Source organism: Chryseobacterium sp. RU33C, from assembly GCF_900156015.1.
Taxonomy (GTDB): Bacteria; Bacteroidota; Bacteroidia; order Flavobacteriales; family Weeksellaceae; genus Chryseobacterium; species Chryseobacterium candidae.
In genome coordinates this window covers 47972-72464 of record NZ_FTMT01000001.1, presented here as the reverse complement: position 1 = coordinate 72464, position 24493 = coordinate 47972, and the positions used below count along the sequence as shown (strand labels likewise).

20 protein-coding genes are annotated in these 24493 nt (G+C 36.5%); 2 read left to right on the top strand and 18 right to left on the bottom strand.

The window, feature by feature from the left end; all coding sequences use genetic code 11:
• Positions 1 to 13: 13 nt before the first annotated feature.
• The 3 genes from BW946_RS00315 to BW946_RS00305 form a co-directional block, all read right to left on the bottom strand.
• Positions 14 to 1366: a DEAD/DEAH box helicase gene (locus BW946_RS00315; RefSeq protein WP_076594266.1), complete on the bottom strand. Its 1353-nt coding sequence runs from the start codon at positions 1364 to 1366 to the stop codon at positions 14 to 16.
• Between the two features lie 154 nt (positions 1367 to 1520).
• Positions 1521 to 2030 (bottom strand): hypothetical protein, encoded by a 510-nt coding sequence (locus BW946_RS00310; protein WP_076594265.1) that lies wholly within the window; start codon positions 2028 to 2030, stop codon positions 1521 to 1523.
• Between the two features lie 88 nt (positions 2031 to 2118).
• Complete coding sequence (locus tag BW946_RS00305; protein ID WP_076594264.1) at positions 2119 to 3768, bottom strand: ABC1 kinase family protein; 1650 nt, start codon at positions 3766 to 3768, stop codon at positions 2119 to 2121.
• 212 nt (positions 3769 to 3980) lie between these two features.
• Between BW946_RS00305 and BW946_RS21295 the strand changes: the two genes are divergently transcribed.
• A complete protein-coding gene (locus BW946_RS21295; protein WP_168801959.1) occupies positions 3981 to 4145 on the top strand; it encodes a hypothetical protein in 165 nt (54 codons plus the stop codon).
• A 57-nt stretch (positions 4146 to 4202) separates the two neighbouring features.
• On the opposite strand, the gene BW946_RS00300 is transcribed toward BW946_RS21295, so the two are convergent.
• From BW946_RS00300 to BW946_RS00240, 11 genes are all read right to left on the bottom strand, one after another.
• Entirely contained in the window at positions 4203 to 5705 is a 1503-nt protein-coding gene (locus BW946_RS00300) for a bifunctional GNAT family N-acetyltransferase/carbon-nitrogen hydrolase family protein (RefSeq protein WP_076594263.1), read from the bottom strand.
• A gap of 1116 nt (positions 5706 to 6821) precedes the next feature.
• The gene (guaA, locus tag BW946_RS00285) at positions 6822 to 8369 is read right to left on the bottom strand and encodes a glutamine-hydrolyzing GMP synthase (RefSeq protein ID WP_369073657.1); all 1548 of its coding nucleotides are present in this window, start codon (positions 8367 to 8369) and stop codon (positions 6822 to 6824) included.
• 154 nt (positions 8370 to 8523) lie between these two features.
• A complete protein-coding gene (purD, locus tag BW946_RS00280) occupies positions 8524 to 9762 on the bottom strand; it encodes a phosphoribosylamine--glycine ligase (RefSeq protein ID WP_076594259.1) in 1239 nt (412 codons plus the stop codon).
• Positions 9763 to 9852: 90 nt separating this feature from the next.
• On the bottom strand, positions 9853 to 11370 hold the full coding sequence (gene purH / locus BW946_RS00275; RefSeq protein WP_076594258.1) for a bifunctional phosphoribosylaminoimidazolecarboxamide formyltransferase/IMP cyclohydrolase: 1518 nt from the start codon (positions 11368 to 11370) through the stop codon (positions 9853 to 9855).
• A 174-nt stretch (positions 11371 to 11544) separates the two neighbouring features.
• Positions 11545 to 12111, bottom strand: coding sequence for a phosphoribosylglycinamide formyltransferase (gene purN, locus BW946_RS00270; protein WP_076594257.1), 567 nt, complete (start codon positions 12109 to 12111; stop codon positions 11545 to 11547).
• Between the two features lie 103 nt (positions 12112 to 12214).
• Positions 12215 to 13207, bottom strand: coding sequence for a phosphoribosylformylglycinamidine cyclo-ligase (gene purM / locus BW946_RS00265; protein WP_076594256.1), 993 nt, complete (start codon positions 13205 to 13207; stop codon positions 12215 to 12217).
• Between the two features lie 308 nt (positions 13208 to 13515).
• Positions 13516 to 14067 (bottom strand): NADPH-dependent FMN reductase, encoded by a 552-nt coding sequence (locus tag BW946_RS00260; protein WP_076594255.1) that lies wholly within the window; start codon positions 14065 to 14067, stop codon positions 13516 to 13518.
• 37 nt (positions 14068 to 14104) lie between these two features.
• Entirely contained in the window at positions 14105 to 14833 is a 729-nt protein-coding gene (locus BW946_RS00255; protein ID WP_076594254.1) for a pirin family protein, read from the bottom strand.
• Positions 14834 to 15419: 586 nt separating this feature from the next.
• On the bottom strand, positions 15420 to 16838 hold the full coding sequence (locus BW946_RS00250; protein WP_076594253.1) for an MFS transporter: 1419 nt from the start codon (positions 16836 to 16838) through the stop codon (positions 15420 to 15422).
• Positions 16838 to 17356 (bottom strand): nuclear transport factor 2 family protein, encoded by a 519-nt coding sequence (locus tag BW946_RS00245; RefSeq protein WP_076594252.1) that lies wholly within the window; start codon positions 17354 to 17356, stop codon positions 16838 to 16840. The genes BW946_RS00250 and BW946_RS00245 overlap by 1 nt, the downstream gene beginning before the upstream one ends.
• 9 nt (positions 17357 to 17365) lie before the next feature.
• Complete coding sequence (locus BW946_RS00240) at positions 17366 to 19225, bottom strand: glycoside hydrolase family 13 protein (RefSeq protein ID WP_076594251.1); 1860 nt, start codon at positions 19223 to 19225, stop codon at positions 17366 to 17368.
• A gap of 153 nt (positions 19226 to 19378) precedes the next feature.
• Between BW946_RS00240 and BW946_RS00235 the strand changes: the two genes are divergently transcribed.
• The gene (locus BW946_RS00235) at positions 19379 to 20302 is read left to right on the top strand and encodes a sterol desaturase family protein (RefSeq protein WP_076594250.1); all 924 of its coding nucleotides are present in this window, start codon (positions 19379 to 19381) and stop codon (positions 20300 to 20302) included.
• Between the two features lie 74 nt (positions 20303 to 20376).
• Here the strand turns inward: BW946_RS00235 and BW946_RS00230 are convergent, their stop codons facing one another.
• Genes BW946_RS00230 through BW946_RS00215 form a run of 4 tightly spaced genes read right to left on the bottom strand, consistent with a single transcriptional unit; the run spans position 20377 to position 24493 of the window.
• Positions 20377 to 21522, bottom strand: a complete 1146-nt coding sequence (locus BW946_RS00230) for a hypothetical protein (protein WP_139325941.1) — start codon at positions 21520 to 21522, stop codon at positions 20377 to 20379.
• 18 nt (positions 21523 to 21540) lie between these two features.
• Positions 21541 to 22413 carry a hypothetical protein gene (locus BW946_RS00225; protein WP_076594527.1) on the bottom strand — a complete coding sequence of 291 codons (873 nt, stop codon included), beginning with the start codon at positions 22411 to 22413 and terminating at the stop codon, positions 21541 to 21543.
• A gap of 5 nt (positions 22414 to 22418) precedes the next feature.
• Positions 22419 to 23252 (bottom strand): hypothetical protein, encoded by an 834-nt coding sequence (locus tag BW946_RS00220; RefSeq protein ID WP_076594249.1) that lies wholly within the window; start codon positions 23250 to 23252, stop codon positions 22419 to 22421.
• Positions 23249 to 24493, bottom strand: coding sequence for a radical SAM protein (locus tag BW946_RS00215; protein WP_076594248.1), 1245 nt, complete (start codon positions 24491 to 24493; stop codon positions 23249 to 23251). Before BW946_RS00215 ends, BW946_RS00220 begins: the two co-directional genes overlap by 4 nt.

The following is a 24493-nucleotide window of genomic DNA, read 5'->3' as shown; positions in this document are numbered from 1 at the left end:
AATCGTTTTTATTTTATTTCTTTCTTTTCGATTTAGATTTTGCTTTCTGCTGAGCCCTGTTGGCTCCAAATTTCTTAGGTGCTTTTCTTTTGGAAGGTCCACCCCAGTTTTCTTTGGTATTTTTAGCCTTTTTCTCATGGAATGCTCCACCGCCATCATTCAGTTTTACCTGTGCAGGATTTTTCATAACGATCTGCTCTTCTTCAGCGGCGATCTTTTTAGGATTGATCTTAACTTCCTCAGGAAATTCATTAAATTTCAATGCCTTATCCATCAAAAGCTCAATATCCAGAAGTAAAGGTTCTTCTTTTTTCGTTACAAAGACCAAAGCTGTTCCTTCTTTATCTGCTCTACCCGTTCTACCGATTCTGTGGATATATTGTTCCGGAATATCGGGTGTTTCAAAATTGATTACATGAGTAATATTTGAAATATCAAGACCTCTTGCCATTACATCCGTCGTAATCAAACCTCTGATCTCTTCATTTTCAAACCTTTTCATTGCTTTTAGTCTGTAGTTTTGTGATTTATTCGAGTGGATCACATCAAACTGTTCAGGGAAAAGCTCATCAATTTTAGTAAAGAGCAAATCGGCATGTCTCTTATTATTATTAAAAATCAATACTTTGGACATATCAGTATTAGTCTTCAGTAAATGTTCAAGTAAATTGATTTTAGTATTAAAGTTTTCAACTTTGTAACCAATCTGCTCTATTTTCTCCAGTGGCGTTCCGGATTTAGCCAACGAAATTTCAATTGGACTGGCAAAATACACATCCAGCATTTCATCTACCGCTTCCGTCATGGTTGCAGAGAAAAGAATATTCTGTCTCTTCTCTTTCATCATTTCAAAAATGTGAGTAAGCTGTGGTCTGAAACCCAGGTTAAGCATCTCATCAAACTCATCAATGATCAGCTTCTGAACTTCTTTCAGAGAAATAGCGTTGTCTATAGAAAGATCCATTACTCTTCCCGGTGTTCCTACCAGAATATCGCAGCCATCGTTGAACAATAGTTTTTGGGTATTGATATTCTTTCCTCCGTATATTCCGATTACTCTTGCAGTGATATTTTCTGTCAGTTTTTCAAGAATTTCTGTTACCTGCACCACCAGTTCTCTTGTAGGAACAAGCACCAAAACAGTTGGGTTTCCTGTCTTGCTGTATTTCCAGGTTTTCAGAACGGGTAAAAGATAAGCTAATGTTTTCCCGGTTCCTGTCTGCGCAATTCCCATTACATCTCTTCCCGAAAGTATAGGCTTTAAGCTCTTCTCCTGAATTGGAGTAGGTTCAAATAATTCCAGATCCGCTAAAACATCGAGAATTTTAACCGGAAGGTCAAAATCCGCAAAAGTGAGTTTTTCCATTTTGCAAAGATAGGTATTTAATTAGAAGTTGAAAATTAGAGGTGGCAGATATTAGACAGCAGGTTTTAGGGAGTAGCTATGTGAATATAGAAAATCGCTGCCAAATACATTGATATTTTCAGCAACAAAGAACCACCAGCAAGAAGTTAACATGCTAATTTACCTTTACACTTTCACTGATTATTTTAATATCATCATCTATCCATTTGCTGGAAGTAACGATAACATACCCTTTCTTTTTCGGATCTTTTCTGATAGGAAATTGCTCTTCTTCCCACTGATTACAATGGGTTGAGATAGGAGGCAATAATGGCTTCCAGTCAGTTTTATCCAAAGTATACACATAAAACGGATGCCAGCAGCTGGTACACCAATTCGGATAAAAGCCAATCTCATCTTTCCCATCGCCATTAAGATCTCCCAGATTATACAGACTTCCCTGGTTTGCGGGTATGATCTTTATAGGCTTTATGTTTTTATCACTGAAATAAATGGTGGTTTCACACTTTCCTTCACATTCCTCACAACATTCGCTGACTTTTGTATAAGCGTATTCTTTTGTTCCACTGCCATCAAAATCTCCCTGAAGTTTCTCTTCATTTGTTTGCTGAGCGAAACTATAAGAACTGAATAAGGCGATTACTGGTATAATAAGTGTTTTCATTGTTGGCTGAAATTACGGGTTGCAGGTATAACAGAGTGTTGAGTAAGAGAAGGGATTTTTGGGTGGATAATTGTTTTTTAAATTACGTTTATTTTCTGGTTACCCTCAGCAGGATGATTACGACCAAAAGGATCGAAAAGATAAAGCCTAAAACCGCTACTACCGAAAGTTCTCCTATTCTGGGTCCTGATTCCGAAGAAAAAACGATAGCAGTGGCTATGATATTTGCCCCTAGAACCATGGCTAGTATAAGATTCACCACACTGGATTTGATGAGCTGGTTGGTCTTCTCTATATTTTTGATTTCGCTGGAAACGGTGAATTTATTATCATCCAGTTTTTGAAGAACGGAACGAAGTTCTTTGGGTATTTCATCTACATTATCCGTGAAATTCATCATCCTGTCCATCCCTGTCTTTAACAGGTTCTTAGGACTTATTTTCCTGGTGAAAATATTTTTGGTGTAAGGATGAAGACTTTTAACAATATCAAGATCTGGATTAATACTCCTTCCCACCCCTTCTATCAGGCTGATTCCTTTGAATAAAAGATAAAAATAATCCGGCATATAGAGCCTGTTATCTTTTAGAATATCCTTCATCTTGTTGATGATTAGCTGTACATTGATATCTTGTAATGATGAACTGTGAACAAAATTCAGAATTTCTTCCACATCATTTTCAAAACGCCTTTCATCAGGTATTTCATAGCTTATGGCCATTTTTTTGAGAGAACGGACTATTTTATGAGAGTTTTTGGCGACGAAGCTTATGATAAGATTTTCAAGAATTTCTTTATCATTAGGCAGAATTTTCCCAATTGCTCCAAAATCAATGAAAACAATTTTACCGTCTTTTCTCACTAAAATATTTCCGGCATGAGGATCAGCATGAAAAAATCCATAGTCTAAAATCTGTGATACAAAAAGTCTTAATCCTGTTTCTGAAACCTTTACAGGATCGATATCATTTTCCACCAGGGCAGATGTATCGGTTACTTTGATCCCATCAATAAATTCCATACAGAGAATATTGTTGTTGGAAAACTCTTCGTATACTTTAGGAACATAAGTTTCTTTATTGTTCTTAAAATTCACACGGAACTGCAGGATATTGTTCTTTTCATTGATCAGGGAAACTTCTTCCAGCAAAGACCTTTCAAAGGTAGAAATAGCCTGTTTCAGATTCAGCTTTTCTCCTATTTCCGAGTAGGCAGATATCAGCTTTTCAATATCTTTAATCAAAAGTAAGTCATCTTCAATGACTGACTGTACATTAGGCTTTCTCAATTTTAAAATCACAGGACTGCCATCCAGCAGAACAGCCTTATAAACCTGCGCAATGGAAGCAGTAGCCAAAGGTTTTTTTTGGATTTCTCGGAAATAATCTTTCACAGAAATATTAAATTCATTTTCCAGTGCTTCCTCTACATCCATCTCTACTGTTTCCACTTTGTCCTGAAGCCTCTGCAGCTCCTGAATCAATTCCGGCGGTAATAGGTCTTCTCTGTTACTGAATGTCTGACCCAATTTTACAAACGTAGGTCCCAGCTCTTCAAGAGCCAGTCTTATTCTTTCGTAAACGGTTCCTTTTGAAATGATTTCATCTGAATTACCGGAGGAAGATTCTTCCTGTTTATTTCCATTCATTCTTGCCAGAATATCTTTGAATCCATATTTACTTAGTACGGAAATCAGTCTTGCGGATCTTTTCAGTTTTCTTTGAGGCTTGTCAAACATAGTGTATCAATAGTAGGTGCAATTTACTCCAAAAATTGTTCCTTTATGAAAAGAATTATGACTACAAAACCGATAAATAAATTAAAAATAATAACACATAATCAATATTTTAAAGAATAAAATACATCAATAACAACAAAACAGCATCATATATTATAAAAATTAATATATTTACAGCGTACAAAATTAAAACAAATCAAAAGTATTAGCACATGAAAAATTTACGTAACAACAAACTTTCAAGAGCGCAATTAAAAGGGATTGCAGGAAGCGGGATCATTATCGGAAACTGCTCCAACGAATGCTGCCCTAAAGATGGAAGACCAAGATGTCCAAAATTGATCTGCCCTGCTGTAGTATGTCCTGAGTATATGTAAGCTGCTCAAAAAAATTTTAGGTAAAATAAAAACAGAATGCTTTCGCATTCTGTTTTGTTATTTAAGATAGGTCTCATAAAGATCTTTTCTGCGGTCTTTCATCACCTGAACAGAACCGTTGTGATGGAGATCTTTCAACAGGTTCAGATCTACATCCACAATCAATGTCATTTCTGTATTGGGAGTCGCTTCTCCTTTTACAGCATTGGATGGGAAGGCAAAGTCGGAAGGGGTAAATACGGCTGCCTGTCCGAACTGAATGTCCATATTATTGACCTTCGGAAGGTTTCCTACACATCCGGCAATGGCTACGTAGCATTCATTTTCAATGGCTCTTGCTGCAGCACAGTGGCGTACTCTCATATAAGCATTCTGAGTGTCTGTCAGATAAGGAACAAACAGTACTTTCATGCCCTGGTCGGCTAAAATCCTCGGTAATTCCGGAAATTCTACGTCGTAGCAGATCACGAGACCTATTTTTCCGCAGTCGGTATCAAATACTTTAATTTCATTTCCTCCTTTCATTCCATAATATCTCTTTTCATTCGGAGTAATGTGAATTTTCCGGTATTCGTCTATACGCCCGTCACGGTGCAAAAGATAACTGACATTATACAAATCATTATTATCAAAAACAGGCATACTTCCGGAAATAATATTCACGTTATAGCTTATGGCCAGTTCTGAAATTTTCTTTTTAATCTGTTCCGTAAGCTTAGCCAATTCTATCATACTGTCTCTTTCAGAAAGATTGTTGAAAGGAGCTAATAAAGGTGTATTGAAAAGTTCCGGAAACAGGACAAAATCGGATTTATAATCTCCCATTACATTCACAAAAAATTCCACCTGTTCATAAAAGGCTTCAATATCTCTGAAGTGCCTCATCTGCCATTGCACCAATCCGAGACGGATAATGCTGTCCTGCATGGTATTCGGTTTTCTGCTGTAATAGATGTTGTTCCATTGTAAAAGAACTGCATTTTCTCTGGATGCTTCATCTTCCGGAAGATATTTTTTCAGGATTCTTATCGGAAGAAAATTATTGGAAAGCTGGAAAGACAATACCGGATCATAAATCTCTTTATCTCTTACTTTCCGGATATATTCTCTTGGAGAAAATTCATGGCTGTATTTGTGGTAATTCGGGATTCTGCCGCCCAGAACAATGGATTTCAGATTTAAGTGTTCACAAAGTTCTTTTCGGGCATCATAAAGCCTTCTTCCCAAGCGCAACTCCCGAAACTCAGGATCTACGAAAACTTCAATTCCATAAAGAACATTTCCCGTGGAAGTATGGGTATTAAATGTATAATTTCCTGTAATATCGCTGTAGGTATGTTCATCCCCGAATTCTTCATAATTGACGATGATAGAAAGTGCTACAGCAGCCAATTTTCCATCGACAGTAATACATATCTGCCCATTAGGGAACATTTTTGTCAGCTTATCAATACTTTTTTTGGACCAAATGGACTCCGACATTTGCGGGTAGGCCCTTTTCATCGTTTCCGCCAGTTCATCATAATCCTGAAGCGTCAGGTTTCTTGTTTCTATTTGCATTTGATGTAATTTTACTTAAATTTAGGGAAAATATTTTACTTATATCCTTATACAAAGTACTTCCCAAACTATTTATACAAAATTTAACAGTGGATATGACCGAAACTTTACAAGCAGCACTTTATTCAAATAATTACTGGAAACATTCTGATTTCAGCTCTGTAATCGAGGTACTTATAATCCATTATAATGCTGATATAGAAATGGATACAGAAAAAAAAAAAAAAAAAAAAAAAAAAAAAAAAAAAAAAATACTATTCTCTGCCTTGAAAATAAAACCATCGGATATATCTGTTTGAATTAATCCTCTGATTTTTATCGAAAGTCAATATGCTTTACAAGTAAAAAATATTCTTCATTCATTTCATGATATAGAATACATTAGTGTTGATACTCTCTCTAATCCATATCTATCTGTAAATCCTGACATTTACAATGTTTATTTTGAATTTATGGAAAATTTGATTTTTTTTTCTGCTGAAGATTTTTATTTTACAATGTCAATTAAAAATGATTCTCGTCCGATTAAATTAAAGATAATTAGCAGGCCGCTCCTCCGGAGCTTTATTTTTATGGGAACTTCTTTTTTTCTACTAACAGCAGATCCCGACGGGATCAAATCCAGCTCCACTGGGAGCTAAAACTGTTAATAGGACATATTTGTTTTAAAATTATAGCTCCGGAGGAGCGGCCTGTTAATTCATGCTGTAAATATTGATATTCTCAATGTATTTATAACTTTTTATCGGAGAGTAATGATTATATTAAATTTTTATTAGCTGATGAAACCATACGCAGTAACTTTATTCATCAGTATCACCATTATTTTTATTTTAAGAATTTTTTATTCAGACTCAATGATCAATCTTTCACATAATTTAAACTTGTTTTCAGCATCTGAAATAAAACCTCAGGAAGTAAAAAGTTTCATTTACTTTTACTTAATGATTACAATGTTAATAAATTACGTTATTTTCCATAAACATATACTCTTCAAGCTGGTATATTGCTTATTAATTGCTTTAAATATTTTACTGATTATTTTTTCCTTGAAACAGTTTTAACAAAAAAATCCCACCCAAACGGGCAGGATTATATCTAAATTCAAGTCAGAAATTATTCCCACTCAATCGTTGCAGGCGGTTTGCTTGAAATATCGTACGCTACTCTGTTGATTCCTCTTACTTCGTTGATGATTCTGCTTGAAACAGTATCTAAGAACTCGTAAGGAAGTCTGCTCCATGTTGCGGTCATAAAGTCGATGGTGTTGGCAGAACGAACTACCGCTGTATATTCGTAAGTTCTTTCGTCACCCATTACTCCTACAGATTTTACAGGAAGAAGGACTACAAATGCCTGAGATACTTTTTCATAAAGATCATTTTTGTATAATTCTTCAATGAAGATATCATCAGCTTCCTGAAGGATTCTTACTTTTTCAGCATCCACAGCTCCCAATACTCTGATTCCTAATCCAGGACCTGGGAAAGGGTGTCTGTATACCAAATGGTGAGGAATTCCCAATTCTTCTCCTACTCTTCTTACTTCATCCTTGAAAAGCTCTCTTAATGGCTCTAATAATTCAAATTCCATATCTTCAGGAAGTCCTCCCACATTGTGGTGAGACTTGATTACTGCAGATGGTCCGTTGACAGACTGGCTTTCGATAACATCAGGATAAATAGTCCCCTGAGCTAAGAATTTAGCACCTTCAATTTTGTGAGATTCTTCGTCAAAAACATGGATGAATTCGTTTCCGATGATTTTTCTCTTCGCTTCAGGATCGTCTACTCCGGCTAATTTTGTTAGGAATCTTTCTTTGGCATCTACCATTTTAATGTTCATATGGAAATGCTCTCCATACTGATCCATTACTTTTTTGCCTTCATCCTTTCTCAATAATCCCGTATCTACGAAGATACAAGTCAACTGATCACCGATTGCTTTGTGGATCAAAACAGCGGCTACAGAAGAGTCTACACCGCCTGAAAGACCAAGGATTACTTTATTATCTCCTACTTTCTCACGGATTTCCTCAACTGTTTTTTCAATATAGTTGGTCAGTTTCCAGTTTTTCTCTGCATTACAGATGCTGAAAACGAAATTTTCAAGCATTTTCCCTCCTTCTTCTGTATGAGAAACTTCCGGGTGGAACTGAACGCAGAAGATTTTTTTGTCTTCATTGGAGATAGAAGCAATTACGCCTGATTTTGCATTTAATTCAAAACCAGCAGGCAATTCTCCTACTTCGTCAAAGTGGCTCATCCAAACTACAGAGTTCTGAGTAACTCCTTTCAATAAAGAACTTTCTTTAACGATCTCTAAGTTGGCTTTACCGTATTCTCCTTTCTCTCCTTTGTTTACTTTTCCTCCTAAAAGGTGAGCCGTCATCTGCATTCCGTAGCAGATTCCCAATACAGGAACTCCCTGCTCATATAATTCTTTTTCAACCAGGTGGGCATTTTCTGCATTTACAGAACTTGGTCCACCGGAAAGGATGATTCCTTTTGGCTGTTTAGCTAAAATATCTTGTAATGGTGTATTGTAAGGCAAGATTTCAGAGTATACACCCATCTCACGGATTCTTCTTCCGATAAGCTGGTTGTACTGGGATCCGAAATCTAAAATAATAATACCGTTGTTCATTTTTGATAATTGATAAATGATGATTAATTATAAGCTTTAAGCTACAGGCTTCATGCTATAAGCTTTTTATACTGCAATAAGCATACTGCCTGTAGCTTAAAGCTTATTGCTTATTTAACTGTTTTACAAAAAAAGACTTGGAATGTATCCAAATCTTTTCTCGTGATTTTTATTAAAACTTTCCGATGTCTTCTCTGTAGAAGCCGTAATCGAAATGTACGTGACCTGCGTCTTCGTAAACTTTTTTGCGGGCATCTTCGTAAGTAGCTCCTGTAGCCACAATGTTCAGTACTCTACCTCCATTGGAAACTACTTTATCTCCTTTGCTGATTGCTCCTGCGTATAACAGTTTACTGTGTTTCAGTTTATCTTCACCCGTAATTTCGAAACCTATTTCGATGTTTCTCGGATAACCTCCGGAACACATTACCAAACAAACTGCTTTTTCGTCTTTAAACTTAAGCTCAATGTCTTTTCCTTCCATACAATCCTGGATCACATCAAGAAGATTGTTTTCCATTAATGCCATCAATACCTGAGTTTCAGGATCTCCGAATCTCATGTTGTATTCAAGAAGGTAAGCTCCGTTTTTCGTTACCATCAATCCAAAGAAGATGATTCCTTTAAATCCGAAACCTTCAGCTTTAAGACCTTTAACAGTAGGTTCTAAGATATTTTTCTCAAAATCTGCATAATGCTCCTGAGTAAATTCCGGGCTTGGTGCTACGGAACCCATACCTCCCGTATTAGGTCCTGTATCTCCGTTTCCAGCTTTTTTATAATCTTTAGCCGCTACACAAGGGAATAATTTTTCCCCGTTAGAGAAAGCAATGATAGACGCTTCAAAACCTTGTAAATATTCTTCAATAACTAAACGAATACCAGCATCACCATAAATTCTTCTGATCATGAAATCGTGGATTGTAGCTTCAGCTTCTTCAAGGTTGTCACAGATAACCACCCCTTTTCCGCCTGCTAAACCGCTAGCTTTGATTACCAAAGGATATTGCTGTGTCTGCACATACTCTTTAGCGTCATTGTATGAATCAAATACGACCGCTTTAGCTGTTTTGATATCATAGGTCTGCATAAATTTCTTAGAGAAAGCTTTACTTCCTTCCAGGCTCGCTACTTTTTGATTAGGCCCGAAAACTTTAAGATCATGCTTTTTAAACTCATCCTTGATACCCGCTACAAGAGGAGCTTCAGGACCTACGATCGTAAGATCAATTTTTTCTTTAATCGCGAAATCTCTAAGTTCTTTGATTTCTGATAAATGAACATTTTTCCCTATTACATCGGTAGTAGCATTCCCGTTGGCAAAAAACATTTTAGAAATTCTTGAGTCATTCTGAAGCTTTGCCGCTAAAGCAGATTCTCTACCGCCTTCACCTATGATTAATATTCTCATACTTTATATTATTATCTAGTCTTATTTTACAAATATATAATTTTGAATGCTAAAAATACAATCCCTAATTATTTTTTAATTCTATTTTAATTAGTGGAAAAAGTGTCTGACACCTGTAAACATCATTGGAATATTGTGCTCGTTTGCCGCCTCAATACTATCCTGATCTTTTACACTTCCACCCGGCTGAATGATTGCCTTGATACCTTCCTGAGCGCAGAAATCTACCACATCACGGAAAGGGAAAAATGCATCTGAAGCCAGAACTAAATCTCCTGAGAATTTCTCTTTTGCTCTTTCGATAGCCTGCTGAGTTGCCCAGATTCTGTTGACCTGTCCGCCTCCGATACCGAATGCCTGAATTCCGTTGGAAACTACAATTGCGTTAGACTTCACATATTTTACGACTCTCTGAGAGAAAAGTAATGCTTTTTTCTGTTCTTCTGTAGGCTGTACTTCAGTTACCACTTTGATATCATCTGAAAAGTGAAGGTCATTATCCTGGACAAGGATTCCTCCGTCTACTTTCACCCAAGTTTGTTTGTCTGAAACCGGGTTTACGATTTTGATAATTCTCAGGTTTTTCTTTTTTCTTAAACCGTCAAGGGCTTCTTCATCAAATTCAGGAGCCATTACAATTTCAAGGAAAGTTTTGTTGAGTTCTTCCGCTGTTGCTGCATCAATCTTATAGTTCATTGCAACAATTCCGCCAAAGATGGAAACCGGATCACATTCGAATGTTTTCTGGTAGGTTTCCAATGCTGAAGTACCAATGGCAACTCCGCAAGGGGTAGAGTGTTTTACCGCACAACAGGCCATTTCTTCTTTGAACTCAGTGACTACTTTCCAGCAAAGGTCCATATCACGAAGATTGTTGAAAGAAAGTTCTTTACCTCCAAGCTGTTCGAAATCTTTCATCGCTCCGTTCTCGAAAGTAGAAACGTAGTAAGCTGCTGTCTGGTGAGGGTTTTCTCCGTATCTTAGATCCGCTACTTTTTTATAGGAAGCATTCAGATAAGCAGGATATTCTTCATCTAAAAGCATTCTTGAAATTGCTGCATCATACGCAGAGGTAAGATTGAACACTTTTCCTGCCAGCTTTTTACGGGTTTCGATGTATGTATCTCCGTTTTGTTCCATTTCAATTTTCACTGCTGCATAATCTTCCACATCAGTGATAACTGTAACAGAATCAAAGTTTTTAGCTGCAGAACGAAGCATTGAAGGGCCGCCGATGTCAATAAACTCTACTTTCTCATGTAAAGAAATATCCTTGTTTACATTTTCAAAGAAAGGGTAAAGGTTTACAATCACCATGTCAATCAGACCAATTCCGTGTTCCTGAACGGTTTTCATGTGCTCTTCGTTGGTACGGACAGCCAGCAGTCCACCATGAACTTTCGGGTGTAGAGTTTTCACTCTTCCATCCAACATTTCAGGGAAATTGGTTACCTCATCAATCTGAATAGGATTTAAACCAGCGTCTTTCAAATGTTTGAACGTTCCTCCTGTTGAGATCAACTCATAATTCTGAGCTTCCAAAAACTGTGCGAATTCAATTAATCCACTTTTGTCAGAAACACTGATTAAAACTCTCTTTTTACTCATTTTACTTTCAATTTTTTACTTTTTACAGCTATTTCAAACTGTGTCCGGGTCTTTCACCTCCGAACTTACTTTTATTTTACTTAGATTTCTTTTATTAGTATAACAATGTATCAATTTAGTAATGTAACAATACCTTCAACATTGGTAAATTGGTACACTGATACATTGTTATATTTATTCATTTCCCAGAACCTTATTGATGGCTAGCGGGAAAATTTCATATTCAATCTGGTGAACTTTCTGAGCCAGCGTTTCAGGAGTATCTTCAGTGGTTACTTCAAAAGACTTCTGAAGAATAGCTTCTCCTTCATCAATGCCCGGTGTCACAAAATGTACAGTCGCCCCACTCTCTGTTTCTTTGGCTTCAATGACTGCATTGTGAACGTTCATTCCCCACATTCCTTTTCCTCCGAATTTCGGAAGCAAAGCCGGGTGAATATTGATTATTTTACCATTCCAGTTTTCACAGAATTCAGATTTTAAGATGGATAAAAATCCTGCCAATACAATAAGATCTGTATTTTCAGGGATTACTTTAGCCAATTCACTGCTGAAATTCTTTCCTCTCGGAATCAATATGTTTTCTATATTGTGATTCTTTGCTCTTTCCAGTCCGAAACATTCTCTGTCAGCTACCACCAAAGTTACTTTTGCATTCCGGATTTCTCCTGAGTCAATAGTATCAATGATTCTCTGCAGATTGGTTCCTGAACCGGATACGAGTACAACGATGTTCTTCATATTTCTAATTAGCCCCGATTGCAGCGGCATCCTTTTTTTGTTGCGGCCGCAGCGAAGCGGAGGCCGTGACGAAAAAGATATAGCGGAAAGCGGGATTAAGCTTCTAAAACTTTAAATTGATTTTCTCTGCTCCTTCAGTGATTACTCCGATTTCGTAAGCGTCATCCAAAAGGTGCAATACTTTTTCAGCATGTTCAGCATCTACAACGATTACCATTCCTACACCCATATTGAATGTTCCGTGCATTTCTTCACGTTTTACTCCACCTCTTTTTTCAAGCTCAAGCATCACACTAGGAATTCTGATTTTTGATTCGTCAATAGAAGCGCAAAGTCCTTCAGGAATAATTCTAGGAACGTTTTCATAAAGACCTCCTCCTGTAATGTGAGCAATCCCTTCTACTTTTACTTCTTCCAATACTTTGTGGATGTCTTTATAATATAGTCTTGTAGGAACTAAAAGTGTTTCGTATAATGGTTTTCCTTCAAACTCTTCTTCAAAGTCCGGGAATACTTTTCTTACTAAAGAGAATCCGTTTGAGTGGAATCCTGAGCTTGGTAATGCAATAATTTTGTTTCCTGCCTTGATCTTAGAACCATCAATGATCTGATCTTTTTCTACGATTCCTACACAGAATCCGGCAACATCATAATCTCCAGGCTGGTACATTCCAGGCATTTCAGCAGTTTCACCACCAATCAGCGCACAGTTGTTATCCTTACAAGCGGCAACCATTCCTAAAACGATTTCTGCAGCAATTTCTGAATCCAGCTTTCCACAAGCCAGATAATCTAAAAAGAATAACGGTTTTGCTCCGTGACAAAGAATATCGTTGGCACACATTGCGAAACAATCTACCCCAATAGAATCATATTTTTTAGTATCTAAAGCTACTTTCAGCTTTGTTCCTACTCCATCTGTTCCTGATACAAGAACCGGATTTTTGTATCCCCCGATTTCATAGAACGCCCCAAAACTTCCCAAATGATTCAGTACATTGGAATTGTGGGTTTCACCAACCGCTTTTTTGATCTTGTCGACGGTTTTATATCCTTCTTCTTTGTCTACTCCTGCTGATTTGTAAGTGTTGCTCATGTCTAATAATTTAATAATGTAACAATATATCAGTTTAGCAATGTAACAATAGCTTCACTTTGGAAACCGGAGAATTGGTAAATTGGTACATTAGTATATTGGTACATTTTATTTTAATAATTACTTTTATACTCGATTTTAGAAAACAAAAAAGCCGACAATCTTTTCAGATTATCGGCCGTTATTTTATCTCAGAATTTCAGAGTCCACAACTTTCCCTTTATGAGAAAAACATTGTTTATAGGAGGTCTGAATTTTCATCTCTTTTCTTTTTGCAAAAATAGTAATTTTAAACGAATATTCAAATTCTATTTTTCAAGGATTGTTTCAATGGCTGCAATCTTCTTAATTTTTTCTTTTAACTCACTGTCTTTCTCTTCATTAGAAATTTTCTGAGCTGCTTTATCAAAGTTATCATTAAAGAAAGGAAGAGAAAAAGTCTCTACCACATTTCCTCCATGGAAAGGAAAACGCTTTGACGCAGCTTCCAAAACACCTGCTCCACCTCTACCTCCGGGAGATGTAGACATCAATAGCATAGGTACTTCGTTCCAGACAGTTCTGTCTTTGATTCTGGATACCCAATCGAACACATTTTTAAATGCTGTAGAATACGTTCCGTTGTGCTCTCCCAAAGAAACCAGTAATACATCAGCACCGTCAATTTTTGCTGCGAAATCATGAGCTTCCTGTGGAACACCACCTGCTAATTCTCTTTCGTGTTTATAGATTGGCATTTCAAAAGGATTTAAATCAATTACTTCTACTTCTGCATTTTCAAATAATGTTGATGCATAGGCTACCAACTGTTTGTTTATTGAAACTTCTGAATTACTTCCTGCTATGGCTAAAATTTTCATATATGAGGCTTATTTTTAAGGTTACAAATTTAGTTTTTTATTTAAGATAAGACGGCAGCTCCATTGGGACTTCCATTAATAATATTTCGGTGTCTTCCACGGCTTCGATATTAAAACTCTGGGTATCCCAGATTCCTAATCCGTCTCTTTCGTTCAGAATACGGTCTCCTATTTTGGTACTTCCTTTTAAAACGAATGCATAAACCCCGTTTCCTTTTTTGTTGAGCATATAATTTTTACCATTTCCTTTTGTAAAATTCGCTAAGTTGAACCATGCATCCTGATGAATCCAAACTCCGTCATCATTTTTATTGGGAGATAAGATCTGCTGGAACCCGTTGATCTTTTCACCTTCTTTAATGCTTTTCTGATCGTATCGAGGTTCAACATCCAATTCTCTTGGGAAAACCCAGATCTGAAGGAATTTTACTTCTTCATCTTTATTTTTATTGTATTCGCTGTGCTGTACACCGGTTCCCGCACTCATCACCTGGATTTCTCCTTTTCTGATCACCGCTGTAGTTCCCATTGAATCTTTATGCTCCAGATCTCCTTCCAAAGGGATTGAAATAATTTCCATATCCCTGTGCGGGTGTGTTCCGAAGCCCATTCCCTGAGAAACGGTGTCATCGTTCAATACTCTTAAAACACCAAAGTTCGTTCTGTCTCTGTTTTGATAGTTGGCAAAACTGAATGTATGGTAAGAATTTAACCATCCGTGGTTGGCATGGCCTCTTGAATCTGCTTTATGATATACTGTTTTCATTTCTGTGATTATTTATAGTACAAATGTACGGTATGCGGATGTTTAAAAAGTTGATGTAGGTTAAGAAAGGAAATTTGGAGAAATTAAAAAGGTTGAGAGAGCTCAGAAAGTGAGGATCATTTTATAGGTTAGATTACGCAAAGACGCGATTTTTTTATTTTCAATATGTTTTTAAGGCACAAAGATTTTATGTGGGATAAAATTTTATAAGGGATATTTTTTCTTCCAATGATTAAACAAGTGCAAGCATCCGTGTTATCTGTGAAAATCTGTGGGAGATTATTGCAATCTTGGATCAAAAAAATAATAAGTATACGAAGGATAGATTTTAAGTTTTGGCTAAAGCCAATTGATGAATGTTTAAAAGAAAAGCGGGCTAAAGCCCGCTCCTATTGATACTTGTTTAAACCAGTTAACTTATTCCTAATACTCGAGATTAATGATTAACAAAGGTCTTCTTATTAATACCCCTTCGACAGGCTCAGGGTGACAACCCGAATACCAACCTAAATTTTAAGCGATGTCAGACAGGGACTATCGAAACTATTATGACTAAAACGAATAGGTCAATACAACTATTTATTTTTTAAAAGTGTACCTGCTTGATTTCTTCTTCGATTTCTTTTGGAGTTTCATCTTCAGATTTTACAAAAATCATGGTTACTACAGCTCCAATCAGCATGCAGACACCTCCTACAACCACATAATCCATCGCCTGCTTTCCGAAAATCCCGCTTACGATGGGACCTCCGAACAAACCATTGATGATCTGTGGAATCACAATAAAGAAATTGAATATTCCCATATAAACACCCATTTTTCTTTGTGGAATCACCTCAATAAGCATTGCATAAGGCATTGCTAAAATACTTGCCCAGGCAAAACCTAATCCGATCATGGAGATCCATAAATTATTGACATCTTTAATGAAATACATTGAAACCAATCCCAAACCTCCACACAATAAGGCTAAAGCATGGGTTTGTTTTTTACCGATCAGTTTAGCAATAGGTGTCAGCAGAAAAGCAAACGGAATTGCCCAGAGATTATACATCCCGAAGAGCTTTCCGGTAAGATCTCCGGCATCATTAAATACCTTGGAATGAGTATCTTCCTGAGAAAGACCAAAATGATGGGTGGCCAGTGCGCTTGTTGTAAATACCCACATGGTAAATAAGGCAAACCAGGAAAAAAACTGAACAATTCCCAGCTTTTTCATTTGTACAGGAATCGCAGCAAAATCTTTAAATATATCTGAAAATTTAGACTCCTGTTGTTCTGCTTCTTTTCCATCTTCAAAATCAGCAAATTCCTGTGGAGAATATTCTCTGGTTGTCATGATGGTATACAGAATTGATATAATAAGCAATCCTGCCCCGATATAAAAAGAATAAATAACATTATCGGCGACAAAACCTGCTGGTGCTTCGTTTGAAATTCCCAGTTTTGTTAACCAGTCAGGCAAATATGAACCCAGTACTGCCCCGATTCCAATCAGAATGGTTTGTACCGAGAACCCTATTGTCCCCTGATGTTTAGGGAGCATATCTCCCACCAAAGCTCTGAAAGGCTCCATGGCGATATTGACCGAAGCATCCATCATGGCGAGGAATATTACGGCTAACAAAAGTGCATTGGCAGCAAACATTTGAGTAACAGAAGCTGCATTAGGAAGTAAAACCAACCCTATTGCACACAAGACCGCTCCAATCAGGAAATAAGGTTTTCTTCTACCCAACGGACTCCATGTATTATCCCCCATATGACCGATAATAGGCTGAACGATCAAGCCTGTAATGGGAGCTACAAGCCAGAACCAGGACAGCTCGTGAACATCTGCTCCTAAATTCCCCAGAATACGGCTGGCATTTCCGTTTTGTAATCCGAACGCCATCTGAATTCCCAGGAATCCCATGCTCATATTAATAATCTGGAGCATGGATAAGTCCGGTTTTTTTCTTTTTCCTACTGCTCCTGTATCATATTTCCCCATCATTATTGCCATTATGATTTCAGTTTTTTAATTAATGCATCTTCAATAGGTGCTTTTTCTGTAACTACTTTATCTACCACTTCATTGGGAACAGTCATGGAAAGAACATACTGTTTTACTTTCCAGCTTCCGTTGATTTTTTCCACTACCCCCGAACCTCTGCAAATTTTCATCTGGGTATCCAGTAATTCATCAAACCAGGCCAGTTTTCCGTCTTTACTGAAATAAATATTTCTTTTAAGGGCTTTAAAATTCCAGGTTTTCTTTTTATCGAAATAAGGTTTTGCCCATACCATAAATGCTTTTTTATCCCAGATTTCAGTAGCATCTGTTCCAATAAAGGTAGATTCCTCTGCAAACAGATTAAAATAGGCAATGTAATCGGCCTTTGCTGCCATAGCATTGAAGGTATCAAGCATGGTAGTGATTTCCGATTTTTCTTTTTCAAATCCGGTCGTCGATTGTGCTGTAAGTAAAGAAAAACCCATTAAAAAAAGGATTAATGTATAAGCAGTCGTTAGTTTATTCATAGGGTATTATTATTTTTCTAGTTCAATGATCAGTGGAGTTTTGGCAGGAATATTCATGCTTTTTTGTAATGAAATTTCTTTGTCTGAAATAATCTCTTTTCCTTGTGTAAATCCGTTAAGTGATTCTGCAAACCGTTTCAAATCTAACGTCTGATCTTTTTCATTATTGTTGACCACCACCATTACACTTTCTTTTTCATTATATCTGAAATATACAAAGACCCCATCCTGAGGAACGAAATTTTTAGTCTTTCCATTATGAATCACCTCTTTGCCTTTTCTCCAGTTCAGTAGTTTTTGGGTAAACCGGAAAAATTCTTTCTGCTCCGGGGTCTGAGAGGAGGGATTAAAAGCGTTTTGTGTATCAGATTTCCAGCCTCCCGGAAAGTCTCTGCGGATATCTGCATCGCCTCCCGTCTTTTTATCACCTCTCATTCCTATTTCTGATCCGTAATAAATCTGTGGAATTCCTCTTACTGTGGAAATCAGAGTAAGTCCTATTTTGTAAGCTTCCGGATTGGCGTTAAAGATTTCATTCCATCTTTCGGTATCATGATTTTCTAAGAAAACAAGCAGGTTATTGATATCCGGATACAGGAAATCGCTGGTAAAAGAGTCATAAATTCTAATCATCCCTTTATCCCAGCTTTCTTTTTCACTAAGGGCTTTAGGCATATTTTCAAAGAGCATAAAATCCATTACCGACGGTAAATTTGAATTATAATTTTCTATCGCCCCTATTTTCGAATTTTTCTGCCACGCTGCAATTTGCGCTGCTGTATACAGCCATGTTTCTCCTACGATATTGAATTTCGGATATTCATCCGTAATTGCTTTAGCCCATTTTGCCATGGCTTCTTTATCATTATATGGATAAGTATCTACACGGAATCCTCCCAGCTCAGCATATTCGATCCACCAGATTGCATTTTGGGTCAGATATTTAAGAACCAATGGATTTTTCTGGTTAATATCAGGCATGGTGGTATCAAACCAACCATCCAGTGCATATTTTTTATCTATATCAGAAGCATTGGTATCAAACTGTGTTGTCGTTTTGTAGTTGGACCTTTTAAATCCTTTTTCTCCTTCATCAAACCAGTGGATCCAGTCTTTGGAAGGCAGATCTTTAATCATCCAGTGTGACCCGCCCCAATGGTTGGTTACATAATCCATCACGAGCTTCATATTTCGTTTATTCAGCTCCCGGGATAATGTTTTATAATCTTCATTGGTTCCATAGCGGCCGTCTATTTTATAGAGATCAGTCTGGGCATAGCCGTGATAGGAATATACTTTTTCGTTGTCTTCATTCACAGGAGTAAGCCAGACAGCGGTAGCTCCCAGATTCTGGATATAATCAAGGTTGTTGATAATTCCCCGAAGATCTCCGCCATGCCTGCCATTGGGAAGGGTGCGATCTGCTTTTTCGGTAAGTTCCGGTCTTGAATCGTTCTTTTCATCACCATTGGCAAATCGGTCCGGCATGATCAGATACATAAAGTCTTTTGAAGTAAAAGACTCACGATTGGCAGATCCGGGATTTCTTTGTTTTAACTCATAGGTATATGAACCAAGATTCTTTTTATCTTTTTTAATATTGATAATAAACTTCGGAATGTTTATTTCCCGGGTATCCACCGTAACAAAAACATAGTTAGGATTATCCACTTTCCGGATGTCTTTGATCTGTATCCCATCTGAAAGCGTAATCTCGTGATTGGCTACATCTTTTCCATAAACAAGGATCTGAAGTTCAGGATTTTTCATTCCCTTCCACCAGAAAGCCGGCTCTACTCTTTCCAGATTTTTCTGGGAAGAAGCAAAGGAAGCTATCGAAAGGGCGAATGCTGCATATATTGTCTTCATATTAGTGTTCAATTTAGCATTAAATTTTTATATATGCATCCAAAAACACAACAGAAAGTGTATTTTTTTTACAATGAATACTTAAATTTTTCATAAAAAATTCATGCATAAAATTAATTTCCCACGCTTTTTATGTTTAGTTTTATAGAAAAAATGTTGGATTTCAGCAATATGTTCAAAACTGAAGGACCGGATGTTGTTTACACATGGACGATTCCTGTGTTTGCTGCTATAATTTTCCTGGAAATGGTCTACAGCCACTTTAATAAAGAGAAAATATATGAAACTAAAGATGTAGCAACAAACGTTCTTTTCGCCCTGCTTAATTATGGATTGGATATCATTATGAAAGGTTTTTCCTTATTCGTGATGATGTTTTTCTACCAACACCGTCTTTTTGACTGGCAGGAAGGCATATGGTATTGGATTGCGGTATTTCTGGCTCAGGACTTTGCGTATTATGTTCATCATTATGTAGATCATCATTCCAGGGTTTTCTGGGCGGTACATATTACACACCATAATTCTGATTATTTCAATATCAGCACAGGATTCAGAAGCCCTGTTTTTCAACCATTGTACAGATATCTGTTTTTCTCTCCATTAGCTTTCATGGGCTTTCATCCGTGGCATATTCTGGTAGCTTATTCTTCTATACAGATTTATGGCACTTTTGTTCATACCCAATCGATTAAAAGTATGGGATTTTTGGAATATATCCTGGTTACGCCTTCCCACCACAGGGTACATCATGCGTGTAACATCAAATATCTGGATCGTAATATGGGAATGGGACTTATTATCTGGGACAAAATTTTTGGAACTTTTGAAAAAGAAGACCCTGAAGTTCCTGTGAAATATGGTGTATATCCAAAAATAAAATCCAAAGATCCTGCTACGATGCTTTTCTATGAATGGAGAAGAATCGGAAAAGATATCAGACAGCCGGGAATTTCTTTTAAGGACCGGATAAAATATCTTTTTTATTCGCCGGGATGGAGGCACGACGGCTCCGGGAAAACGGTAAAGCAGTATCAGAAGGAATATAAAGAAAAGGTAAAAAACATTCCCAATTAAAGAATAAACAGTCTACAGAGCATGAACCTGTAGACTGTTTTGTTATAGTGGATTAAAAATATCAGACTAAAAATTTATTTACTTTCTATGTAAGTTACATTAACCAATTGATTAGGCTTCATATAAACGACATTTTTTTGAAAATCTAAAAATACGTTGAATCTCTTTAGTATTTCATTCCCTAAAATATTCATCCTGGTACCCGTTACTGGTCTGCTTTGAGATAATAGCTGTACAGGAATATTTTTTAGTTTTGTTTTTCCTAATGATAAAGACTGAAGATTGGAGGTCATCACCGGAATTTCATTACCCTGAGCCCCTTTCATGATTACTTTTTTAATGACCGTCATTTTACCGGCAGGAAAACCCTGTTCATTCAATAAAGGGCCGTCCAGCATGGCCGTTCTTTGATATCCTGTATCAAACAGGTACCAATCTTTGTTTTTAACCTTATCCTGCGTGATGCCTACCTGCACCAGAAAGACGTTATTAAAATATTTTATCGGAACCGAAGAATATTGAGATTTCACATCAGATGGAAGCTGAGAATGTACCACCATTAAACCTTTGTCATAATTTAATTCTACAATCATGCCATCAAACAGATCCCATCCAAACCTACCATCTGTACCATGGCCTGTAAGCTGTGCAGGATAAATGGTAAATCCCTTATATTCTCTATTTCCAATCTGCAGAATATTGGTCCCTGATTTTAATGAACTTTTGATTTTATTCTTAAGTGTTTCCTGGGTAAGGACAAGATCACTTGTACCGGTATCAAAGTTGAGCAAAAGAGTATCTGTTTTATTGAGTACTGTTTTTACGAATATGGTATTCTGCTCATTGATATGAAGCTTCATCGTATCTTTAAAAGACCTGTTACTGAAGTCTTTTGGCGGCAGAGATTCTATTCTTGTCAAAGCGGAATCTTTATCTTTTAGAAGAATGATAATATCTTTTTTTTCTCCTTTTTTGAGGTCTACGGCAAGAGAATCTATATCTGTTTTTATGATAACCCTTTTATTGGAAGTGGCTATTTTGGATACTGTATAGACATCCGGTTTAATTTTAGGATCTATATTCCAATCTGTTTTTAAGCCATTGTCTTTTTCATAAATAACGGCTTTAGGTCCATTTGCTTTCAGAACAGGTAACTTAGTCTGAGCCCATGAAAAGGACGTTAAAAATGAGACCATACATAATGATAAAAAAAACTTCATACCTCAATACTATTTAAATTAAATACAAAATTTTCCTAAATAGGTCATTACCACATCTATGGCAGTATTTCCTATTGTAGTACCGTCATGAAAACAGTTATCTGTAGGAGCAATGTAAAACTGATAAGGTTCTTGTTTTACTTTAATAACAGGATAGTCAGGATAATGCTCCAGAAAATAATCAGTAATGTTTTCATTGGTGATCTCTGCATCCTTAAGTTCTTCTTTTTCTTTAAGCATTTTATATGCCTGCTTCATGGTAAGATTAACAAACAAAAAATAGCGGGCCTGTTCTCCTAAATTAATGGTAAATCTATTCCCATACCGGTAGCAGGTGTGTAAAGTCATATCTTTGGAACTGTCTTTATGAACACCAATAAAATGAATATCCTTAAAGGTAAAATTTTCAGGCAGTTTTCTCTTGTTCAAAGAAACCACTTCACTGTTGGGATAGTTGGTTGCAATACTCATAAAGCGGTAAGGAGCCAATGAAATTTCGTCCAACACCCCATTGAGATGGGTATTTAATTCATGAACCAACTCTTTATTATTCATAAATTTCTGAAATGCGTCACCATCCGAAGTGGCTGAATGAAGATTCAGTTTATGGAACATATCTTTTAATTCTTCCGGAATTTCTCCTATAAAAACGGAGTTATAATCTTTCTTATTAACGTGATCTCCTTTCAGTGTACCAAGTTCCTGCTCAGAAAGCTTTCTCCAGTCTCTTTTTGCCAGATAGGCATTGGGCTCATATTGTGCTTTGAACTTAATGTTTTTAAATGCAATTTCTACAGGCTTCTGCTTTGAATGATGAACAAGCCCGGAATTGATTTCCAGGACCTCTTCTAAATGCTCACCGTATATTTTAATTCCTGATTTTAGTTTCATAATCATTAGTAATTATTAAATTCTCCCACAAATACCATGGTTATATCAAACTTTTTGTTTCCCAGTGTACTTCCGTCATGAATGAAATTATCTGTTGGTGCAATATAATACTGATACGGTTTTATTTCTATCCGGATAATCGGGTAATCAGGATATAATGAAAAAAACAATTCCACAATATTATCTGAGGTAATAGTAACATCCTGATAATGTTTCTTAACAGCAATATAAATTTGTTTCAGTGTTAAATTTACAAAATACAGATATCTGGATTCTTCACTGATATTGATAGATATCCTATTGTCTGATTTATAAGCAGTATTGGGGGTAAATTTTGTACTCTGATCTATATGTAAACCTGTATACTTTATATGCTCTCTGTTATGGAGATGAAAAGTAGTGGTATGCATATCCGGAAGACATCTTGTAATGCGGTGAAAATTATATCTTTGGGTATCAGATTTCTGATTTAGAAACTGATTTAAAACTTTATTAAGTTGTAGTGTGAGTTTTTCATCTTCCTGAAATTTAGGCTGAACCTCAAAAAGTGTCTTGCACTCTTCCAGCTTTACGGCTTTAAACAGCGTCTTTAATTCATTGGGAATTTCACCCAATCCCAATGTATTGAACATTTTATTCCCTTTCTCTGAATAAGAAAGAATTTTATATTCAGATTCGGTAAGATCCCGCCATTCATCATCTGGTAGATAAGCATTATCAAAATACCCGATTCCTGTATTGACAACTTTTTCAGCCACTACTCCTCTATTAATTCTAAGCTGATTTTTCCAATTAAAACAAGAATCCCCAGCTAAGTACATTCCTTTCTTCAGATTCATGTTAAACGATAATGCATTAATTTTTCTTTAACTTCGGATTCAATCATAATTTCCCCGTTGTCAAATTCCAGCTCATGTACTATATCATCATAAGAAACTTTCGACAGCTCCATTTCCTCTCGTGTTTCCTGCGGAATATCATCTATAATATCATTCTGAATGTAGGTAATAAGTTTAATCATATCGTGACAATAAATAGTGGGGTTATCAAAACCTCTTTCGTTAGAATAACGGTTTCCTAAAAATCCACCCCCGCAAAAATCATAAACAGAACAGTTAAGGCATTTCTGTGATACCATTGCGTGCGCATTCATATACACATCAAAAAGCCTGTCATTGAAAACATCCCCGATAGAATGGGTATGAATATTAATATCGTTTCTGGTAATTCCTTCATAACAAGCCCTTATAAAGTCTGCTACTTCCAAATTACCATTGGTTTCCAGTACAGCAACACCATTAATATTTTTACCTAAAATCTGATCTCCTTCATCCTCGCCCACAATAAGATCAATAAGGGTTTTAAAAAATCTTACACTCACCCTTTCCGGGTCGTTCTTCCAGATCTTAAACAGCTCTATAAGCCAGTCTGCATAGGGCGTATAATTTTTTGTATTAACCCATTCCTTTTCCATTCCGTCAGGAAGCTGATCAAAGTGGCCATCCGGCAGAAGAATATTAAGGCCTTTTACCTGAAGACTCTTCACTTCATCATAAAGTTCCTGAGGAGGAATTTTAATGTTTATAACAGACAGAACTCCGTTAAGCCCATAATTCTGTCCCAGCATAACTGCTTTTTTCACCTCATCATAAGAGCCTTTTCCGTTATGAAAAACACGGTATTTGTCATGATATTCTCTGGGACCGTCTATACTTATTCCCACTCTGATATCCAAATCATTAAAGAGTTGATACCACTCATCATCCAATCCAACCCCATTGGTCTGGATTACAAAATCAAAGTAATGACCGGGAAGTATTTCTTTGAAAATTTTAACAGATTCACGATAAAAATCTTTGGATATCAAAAGAGGTTCTCCTCCGTGAAAAACAATCTGTATATTATTCAAATTATTTTCCAGGCTATATTGATTAAGTTTGGTGGCGAAAGCTTTTATGGTATCAATTGACATGAATTTAGGCTGTTTTAAATAAGTCTTATCACCCAAATTATACATGTAACAATATGAACAGTTAAGATTGCATCTACTTGCAACCTTTAATACAAAAGATGTAATCAT